Raw genomic sequence first — 6,367 nt, 5'->3', positions numbered from 1 at the left:
CCAAGTTTAACCTTCGTTTCATGGAGAACACCCATGTTGGGCTTTTCTTTAAGGAGATTAAATTTTTCAGAAGAAAACGAACTGACTTCTTTGCCACCACTCGTGAATTCCTGTAGCCCTCCTTTATAAGCCTGTTTGAAGTATGGACGCTTCATTAATTCATTAAGAGCACCATAATGCTGTTCTCCTATTGGTGTTTTTTGAGCTATTTCGTAAAGAGTATGTGGTTCTGCTTTCCTAATCGCGATAAGATCATCTTTTAAACCTGTAACATTTTGACGAGGAACAAAGTATTTATCAGCCGCCTGATGAATACGCTCCCCTCCTCCCAGCGCTCTCTGCCCAGCTCTTTTAGTCAAATCAAGATAAGCTCCTTGATTTCTTTTCGCGATATCAAAAACAAGATCCTGTAAAAAAGGACTATGATCAGCTACGTAATCGGTAGGAACTGCTTTTTTAAAAGATTCTCCTAGCTCTTCAGACGCCTCCTTACCTAAATGTTTACTGATTGCTCTTAACGTGTCTGTTGCAACACCTTCCTTATGAGAAGGAGAAAAAAGTCTTCGTATTCCGCTTACCGGATAACCAGCTAAATGAGCTAAAGCACTTCCAGCCAATGCCCCACCCGCTCCTAAACCTGCACCAGATAACGTACTTGTAAGTGTATTACCAAGTCCTTCACCTTCTCCCGCTCCATGTAATGCACCAGATGCCGCCCCTACTTTAAGCAAATGCGGCAATGTTGTTTTGTTCGTGATGCCTAAAAATGGACTTGCAAATCGACTTGGGGGTAACTGACCTGCTTTCAAAAAGGCTTGACCTAATTTTGACCCCGCCACATTCCTTGCAAGTGTAGGCGCTACAAAGCGTGCTCCTGAGGCTAATAATCCTCCCCCTAAAGTCGCAAGTGAAGGAATTGCCGACCCTAAAGCATTTCCAGCAAAAGAAGTCCAATAATGTTGATCACTCATCCTACGATAATAATCACGTATTCTATTGGCTTCTTTCTCATATTTTTCTATGGTTTTCTTATCTCCAGTCCAATAGTTGTAAAGCCCCTTCGCAAAAGCCTTTATTGCCAACTCATCATCAGAATCACGTCCTGCCGCTGTAATCCCCGCAATCTCATCATCTAAATTAAAACTCAAACCATGCTTTAAAGAATTCCAAAAGGCTTCACTGCTACTTATTTCGGGATGTTGGGATGATGTTTCGTATTCATCTTTAGGGATACGACGTATAACTCTTATTCCAGTACCAAAATCTGGAAATGGTTCCTCTACCGATTTTTCGTATTCATGTTTAGGGATACGGCGTATAATTCTTATTCCAGTACCAAAATCTGGAAAATCTTGATGAGTATTATTATGCTGAACCATTTAACTATCCCTAATAATTTCATACAAATCTTTACCATCATGAACGGTTGCTTTATCTCCAATAGCAAGTTTTTTAATATTTGCTCTGCTAATTGTAGTTGGCAAGTTTGCACTACCTCCTTGTGACATCGACTGATTAGCATATTGAGCAGAATACTTTAGACGCGGTCTTACTTCCATTCCATTTGACAACCTATAAATTTCCTCATCATTCAGTTTTTTAAAAAGATCAAACATATCTTTGATTTTTAAGAGCGTTTTATATAGTTCTTCTGGTTTATCGCTAATGTCCATAGTACCATAAGATGCTACTATGCGCCTGCTTTCTTCATTAGATAACGGTCCAACGCCTAATTTCCCGCCGTCACTTTGCTTTTTGATTGCTTCAATCACTCGAACAAAGACACCACCTTCAAGCGTTTTTAATTTATTTTTTAATGTTTTTGCAGCAGTATCGGGGAAAATCTGAGCAAAAGCACCGACCTTACCAGCAGCCTTTTTGGGATTCTTCTCTATAATTTGAAGAGCATTGTTAACTGTATCCACAATATGATTAATTTCTTTTGCTGCTACAGCAGCAGTGTTTCTCTTACCTATTTCCCACTCTTCTATGTCTCGTTTTTTCTGATTATACTCAAGTTCCTGCATCGACCCCTTAACCGGTCTCGCTCTACGTTCACCTAGTTGTGAATTGGGATCCCATTCATAACCTTTATCTAACTGAGGTTTATCACCACCTGTTAGCATCGCACTAAGCATTTGCGGATTACGTGCCATGATAGCAGCTTCTTCTTCGCTGTAACCTTTAGATTTTAGGTATTCGACGGTTTGATTGACTTGTTCTCTTCGTTTATCACCTTCATTAAGATGCTTCACACCACTTGCAAGCGCATCCCACCCAGAACCGTCTGATGAAGATTCTGCCATACCTGCAAAAAGATCTTTGAGCTTCTGATACGCATCTGATTGAAAAAACTTATAAGTATTGGACTGTAAAAATTTCTCTGCATCTGTCAGTTCAGGAGTCGGTGTTGGGGAAGCGGGTGCTAATGGTTGCGTTTGTTCATTAATATGAGGTTTTAGTTCTTGTGGAGTACTCTCTAGTGCATTTGGCATGGGTGGATGTTGATCAAATCCAAGAGGCATTTCCGCTTTAGGAGCCGTATAGGGCATAAATGGTCCATATGGATTCAGACTATTCTGTAAATAGGGGTTGGATGGGGCTTGTGCTTTCTCTGGTGTCATCATACTTTCAATACCTGACATTCCAGTCATAAATAGAGAGGTTTTGGGGTACTTTGTTATGAAATTCCCCACGGGGTTCTTTGTTATTAATTGTCCCAATCTATTCGCCCCTGTAACCGCTTTGGGAGCAATATATCTAAAAATATGAGGCGCAGCTCTCGCTGCCATAAAAGCTGCCCCAGCTAATGGAAATAATAATGGAAATGCCATCACGCTATCCTTTTAAAATTATCGTTTAATGATTATACAGCTATTGTTTCTTATTCATGTGATCTAAAAAAAACTTGGATGCTCCTCCTGCCAACGCTGCTCCCATTGGACCACCTGCCATGTAACCAAAAGCCATCGGTGCTGCTTGAAGTGCTAAAGAACCTATAGTCCCTACATTTTTCCACGGATTATTGCCCTCTATCTTAGAGATTGTATGATTATTCGTTGTCGTGCCGTAATTCCTTGCAAAACCATGACCGGCGTTCATAAGCATATTCAACCTATTCCAGCCGCTATTGTCTTGTTCCAGCCAACGTTCTCTATTGGCATCAACAAGGCGTTGATTGTGGGCATCAAGCACACCTCCCCCTTGTATGGCATTGGAATAGGCATTCCCATAACCCTGTAAGAAGTTATTTGAGGCGCCCAATTGATTTTGATTGGCTTGGTCTATCATGGCATTGGCTTGCATCATGCGATCCGCATCACGATTAAATTGCTCTAACATAGCACGAGCGTATATAGAATCTCTTCCTTTCCGCACTTCCTCTCTGTGATCAGGAGTTGCATAACGACCAATCCCTGAGAAATATCTGTTAATTTGAGTGTCTGAGTCATCTAACGCTTCTTGAAGTGCTCGTTTGAAATACGAATTTTCTCCCATCATACCACCAGAAGCCATATGTCTAAGATTCATGGCTGCCGACGTTGGATTATAGATTGTATTCATCAAAGAGCGATTTTGATAATGATGAGGGACACTCCCAAGACCACCTATGGCTTGGGTGGTTTGAGCACTTAACGGCGCAACACGAGGTCCTCCATACACATTACCCCCAATCCCTGTGTCATACATGTTATACGCATCTGCACCCCCACGCTTAAAGACATTCTGCATCCAAGCAGGAGGGGCGCTTGTCTGCACCTGCTTCTGTTCTGTCGTTGCTGGTCTACTGCTCCCCATGTCACAATTCCTTCCTATAATAAAGCATACCTATGCTATAGCCTTGCTTGGTTAGTGCACGCTTCCAACCTAAACGACCCAAGATCTCCATTTCAGAAGCACCATTCTCACGCGCCCAATCCTCTACAAATTTCAAATTATCAACTTGATCAAGAACGCCCTTCCCACTACATTCACAAATCAGTGCGCGCTTCTTTCCTAAAACTGTCTGCTGTATCTGGGTCGTGAATGCCGCTAAAAAGCGCTCGTCGTCATCCAAAACAAGCCATAACTGTTTCTTGCCACTGCAAATCGCTTCAATCAGTTCCTGCAACGTGATTTCATGTTTGAAACGCTCTACATACTCTCTAAAAGATGCAATGATTTCTTCAAGATAAGGGGCTATACGCTCCATATCCCAAGACGTGGTCAAAAAGACTTTTGCCATTACCCTCTGCCTAAAGGACGTAAATCCACATTAAATCCCGTAATATGGTTCCAATGAATGCCTTCAGGAATGCGCAATTTAAAGCGGTGATAACGATTGCGCGAACGACCATGATAAGCACCCGTGACATACGAACACACCCTCTCCTTGTGCCATGTGATCGGTGTCTGATTATTGCGAAGCCGACGTTCTCCAATGCTTAAAAGACCTTCCGTCGTATCAACTTCGGCAAACATTTTTGTGATAAAGTTAAAACTTCCATCCGGTGCCCCCATTTCTTGCGAAACAACCGTTGCCTCCATCGGTGCTCCCGTAAACATAACAAGTCTATTTTCATCATCAAAAGCACCAAGCATTGGGGCGCCACTTTGCCAACGAGGGCTGTCTAAAGAAGCCGGTAATGTCTCAAGATTGATTGAGATCTCATCTAACTGTTCTAAAGTATAACCTGTCGTAAATACTGGAAACAACGTGAAAGGTTTTCCCTGTAGCGTCGACCATTTCTGCAATCCCCAATCATAGACAAAGGTCGTTTGCTCGTTATTACCTCTTTTTAAGGACCAGTAAATCCGGTTATCAATGGGATCTATAACCCCTTGCATCTCATCAAGAGCAAACTTATCAAAGGTTTTAAAAACCGTTCTATCAACCTTCTCAAAGCCTATCGGCAAAAGTTGACCATCAGCACTGATCTGATAAAAGCCACCATCACCAGCAAAAAAAGCATCACTCCCACGACACGCTATAGAGGCTGCACTGCGGGATCCACGCTTGTCTTGAAGCTTTTGAAAAATAAAGGGGACTTTAGAGCCTAGCGTAAAACAACCAGCATAAATAGCAGAACGCAAAAAAACGAGGGGATTGCTCGATTCCGTTGCCCCTTGAACATATTCTCCATCATTAAAATTATGATAATAACAATCTTTATCACCTACCGTCCAATGAGTTGCATCATTCAAACCCGACCAATGGATGCGATTGGGATGATCTGTTAATTGCATCAAACAAACAAAATCACCCCAAACCTTCACCAATCCTGCTTTCGGGGGATTGCCTCCTAAATCTTCAAACCGTTCAGAGCTATGAGTATTAAAGACTTGTGGTTTATCATTTTTATTCACCGCAATAATAGTTTCACCAAATAATGCAAACGACCATTTATTCTCTTCATTTGCTTGATAGGTCACACCACTTTGACTTATGTCTTTCCAACCCTGCGTTTGACTATCATAACTGTAAAGCTTTTTGGCTCCTCCTACGATTATCTTAACACCATTGCCACTTCTAAAGGCTATGTACCCCAACGGCTTTTCTTCTAAAGCATGAGACACTACCACTGCATTAGGCATCGGAATATAACAGCCATCAGCCGGTAAAACATTCACAAGCGTATCCGTAAAGCTACCGTTGACGACCGAAACATCTGGTCTGTAATCAGCGATTGGAAAATAAACCATATTAGAAATCCGTCGGAATTATTCGAGTGACGTTATGACGTTTGGACGTCTCTGCACGCAATTCATGCAACTGTTCGTTAAAGTCATTGTAAGCAGCGGCTGCACAATCGGGTTCTTTAAGAATATTCTTGTACAGTTCATATTTTGCACGCGCTTTAATCAAATCAAACGCGTGCACAAACCATGGATGCTCCTCATCAACACTCTCTATCTCTGATAAACGCAATGGAGAGAGAATGAGTTGAATCTGATAGGCTTTATCCGGCGTGGGATAAAGATGTAATTTCCTATCAAAATAACTGTAACAAACCGGCGTTCCTTGCTGCTCTGATGATAACAAAGGCTCTAAAGAAACATGGTCCTTACACTCCAATGCAAACTTATGATGTTGATCAGAGCTTAGATAAACGTTTTTTATTTTAACAGCTGTTTCAATAGGGCGGGTAGTGCTTGCATCATAAACACCTTGTCCCGCCCGTGTCTCAAACACCACATCACGGCTTTCGTTAAAGTAAAAGGTCTCCCGTTCACAAAAACGAATAGCTGCAAAAATGCTTTCTTGGATTTGTTGAACATACTCATCGGCTATGTCATCAATCTCATCTTGAATAACCGACACTAAGTGCGAAAGTGTTCTCTTATGACGATAAACATCTCGCTTTACTGGTATCGGTCCTCCGGTTTT

General features: G+C 41.8%; 5 protein-coding genes and 1 pseudogene. All 6 read right to left on the bottom strand.

Annotated elements, in window-relative coordinates; genetic code table 11:
* A pseudogene (locus tag ACFINH_RS08810) lies at window positions 1–1,379 on the bottom strand (hypothetical protein); the annotation flags it as partial.
* A complete protein-coding gene (locus ACFINH_RS08805; protein WP_375632731.1) occupies window positions 1,380–2,834 on the bottom strand; it encodes a hypothetical protein in 1,455 nt (484 codons plus the stop codon).
* A 40-nt stretch (window positions 2,835–2,874) separates the two neighbouring features.
* On the bottom strand, window positions 2,875–3,798 hold the full coding sequence (locus ACFINH_RS08800) for a hypothetical protein (protein ID WP_375632729.1): 924 nt from the start codon (window positions 3,796–3,798) through the stop codon (window positions 2,875–2,877).
* A gap of 1 nt (window position 3,799) precedes the next feature.
* Entirely contained in the window at window positions 3,800–4,225 is a 426-nt protein-coding gene (locus ACFINH_RS08795; RefSeq protein WP_375632727.1) for a hypothetical protein, read from the bottom strand.
* Complete coding sequence (locus ACFINH_RS08790) at window positions 4,225–5,682, bottom strand: hypothetical protein (RefSeq protein ID WP_375632725.1); 1,458 nt, start codon at window positions 5,680–5,682, stop codon at window positions 4,225–4,227. The genes ACFINH_RS08795 and ACFINH_RS08790 overlap by 1 nt, the downstream gene beginning before the upstream one ends.
* Before the next feature lies 1 nt (window position 5,683).
* Window positions 5,684–6,367: hypothetical protein (locus ACFINH_RS08785; RefSeq protein ID WP_375632723.1), on the bottom strand; the 684-nt coding region annotated here is incomplete at its 5' end.

The organism is Bartonella sp. AA74HLJMH, from assembly GCF_042197045.1.
In the GTDB taxonomy this organism is placed as follows: Bacteria; Pseudomonadota; Alphaproteobacteria; order Rhizobiales; family Rhizobiaceae; genus Bartonella.
This window is presented reverse-complemented; position numbering and strand designations above follow the sequence as displayed.